3 protein-coding genes are annotated in these 2,270 nt (G+C 36.7%); 2 read left to right on the forward strand and 1 reads right to left on the reverse strand.

Annotated elements, in window-relative coordinates; all coding sequences use genetic code 11:
* The first annotated feature begins 92 nt into the window (after positions 1-92).
* Positions 93-605, forward strand: a complete 513-nt coding sequence (locus GCA01S_RS18820; RefSeq protein WP_017436059.1) for a DUF3231 family protein — start codon at positions 93-95, stop codon at positions 603-605.
* Between the two features lie 431 nt (positions 606-1,036).
* A complete protein-coding gene (locus GCA01S_RS18825) occupies positions 1,037-1,288 on the forward strand; it encodes a WGxxGxxG family protein (RefSeq protein WP_042412525.1) in 252 nt (83 codons plus the stop codon).
* A gap of 255 nt (positions 1,289-1,543) precedes the next feature.
* On the opposite strand, the gene GCA01S_RS18830 is transcribed toward GCA01S_RS18825, so the two are convergent.
* A complete protein-coding gene (locus GCA01S_RS18830; RefSeq protein ID WP_017436057.1) occupies positions 1,544-1,729 on the reverse strand; it encodes a hypothetical protein in 186 nt (61 codons plus the stop codon).
* Between the last annotated feature and the right edge of the window lie 541 nt (positions 1,730-2,270).

A 2,270-nucleotide genomic window follows, 5' to 3' on the forward strand; every position in this document is an offset into this window, starting at 1 on the left:
TCATCAAAACTTCACTTTTTTTTGCATAATTGTATTTCAATCAATCCATATTATCTAAAGAAAAGATATATGATTTTGTTAGGAGGGTTATGATGGGAATTTTAAGCGGTAATCCAAAAGAAGAGCCAATGCACTATGGAGAAGTATTTGGTGTATGGTCGTATTTACTGACGGCTAAAGGATTATTATCCGGATATCAAACATTACTCAACCATACAGGTGATGAGGATTTAAAAAATTTTATTGAGGATAGTATCGAAAATGTTTTAAAACCGGAAATACAAGAAACCGAAAACTTGTTAAAAGAAAATGGAATAGCACTTCCGCCATCACCGCCAGAACGGCCAAAAGCATGTTTGGAAGATATTCCTGCCGGTGCGAGATTTACTGACCCGGAAATTGCTGCAATGCTTAGTAAAGATATTGCAGCCGGTTTAGTGGCATGCAGCACAATGATGGGGCAGTGCATCAGGGAAGACATTGCTTTAATGTATGGTCAATTTCACATGAAAAAAGCGCAATATGGCGCTAGATTGCTTAGAATGAACAAAGAAAAAGGTTGGCTAGTTCCACCGCCGCTCAATGTGAAAGGTTCGGATTGTTAACCGAAAAGCTTGCGTGCCGCAAGCTTTTATTTTTTAATGATTGTCTCTGTTATATTTCATTGTTGATTTTTAAGCCACAAAACCGGTCTTTTTGTATGTCTTATTCCACTATCGTTCTCCGTTAACCGCCGAGGCATCGCTTTGCAGCACCACAGATTATGCAAGAAATTAGTTCTTCCATGGGATTGGAATAACAAAGTAATCGTCCATCTCTATCTTTAACCCATTTGATAATAACTACTTTCCCCTTCTTTTGTGGAACGATCTATGCCTTGTGTAAAGATGGATTTCTCCTTTTCTTACGTCTGTAATCAAACGTTAATTCTTTTTTTGGATAATTTACCTCTAAATGGATGGCATTATATCTAAAGAATAATTGTTCCTTTATTGGACATATTAAAGTCAACAGCTATTAAAAGGAGGTGAAAACCGTGTTAAAAAAGATTCTCCATTCACTTTGTGCTCTAACAGTTACATTAATGCTTTGTGGGATGGCTGTTTATGCTCAAACTAACAGCATTGACATCGATAACAATACAAACAAAATAACTGATATGGCTCAAAATACGGACGTTACGGATAACAATGATGATAACGACGACGATACAGATTGGGGTTGGATTGGTTTAGTTGGTTTAGCAGGACTGTTAGGGTTAAGAAGAAGAAATGACAGAAGAGATTAGAACCGATAATTAATAAATTGATCTTTTTCAATCTTTTTAAAGCTAATATACTGAAAAAAGACAAACTCATCTGGTTGAGTTTGTCATCAAACTAAATAAGGACCCTTTGGATCCTTTTTTCTTATGGGTAAATTTCCTGATGGTTATTTAGCAGGGCGCCACTCTGATTGGGGTGGCGTTTTTTCTTTTAAGAACTTCTTAGTGCTAGGTGCATATTAGAAACCAGACTCAGGCAAGAGCCTGAGTCCATAAAGTTTATTTGCCTACTAGGGCCATTATTCCTCTAAATATGAGGACTAATGAAAAAACAAGGATAGCTAAAATCCCAATTAAGGACGTTATTGGTTGGATACCAGCCAAAGGTGAACCGGCTAAAGGAAGTTTTATTAGTGCAAAACCAGCAAGGATGCAAGCTAAGAACAAGAACGCAAGTTTATCCATGCTCATTCCTCCTTTCATGACAATATATGTATGAGTAGGAGAAATTGTTCATGAAGAGTGAACAATGGATAATTCTAAGGCATTCCTTTTTGTATGTCTTTTGAGCGAAGGGATACAAATGAAGATGAAGGGTCTGTTTGAATAAGCAACAAAAAAGGAAGTGGACACAGCTTAAACAGAAAAATGAAAAACGGACACTGAATGAGTTGTTGGATTTGATGGGCGTTCACAGAGATACGTACAAGAGAGTGCGCGGGGAGGTTAGGCGTAAATAACGCCGAGATTTGACAAGAAAATGATGTAGGAAAATGCCTCTTTTTGTCGTATTGAGCAGGACGAGGGAGGTAGGATGATTAGAAATGCAATTAAATAGTTCTATATATCTATTAGATAAATATGGAATTTACTTATCAGTTGATGAATTTATCCAAGCTAACTCTTTTTTAAGAACATACTTTAAAAGCAGGGATTGGATATTTAGCAATCCCTTCATACTCCATAGGAGGTGAAACATTATGTGTTGGGGATATGGAAGTGTAAA

The organism is Parageobacillus caldoxylosilyticus NBRC 107762, from assembly GCF_000632715.1.
In the GTDB taxonomy this organism is placed as follows: domain Bacteria; phylum Bacillota; class Bacilli; order Bacillales; family Anoxybacillaceae; genus Saccharococcus; species Saccharococcus caldoxylosilyticus.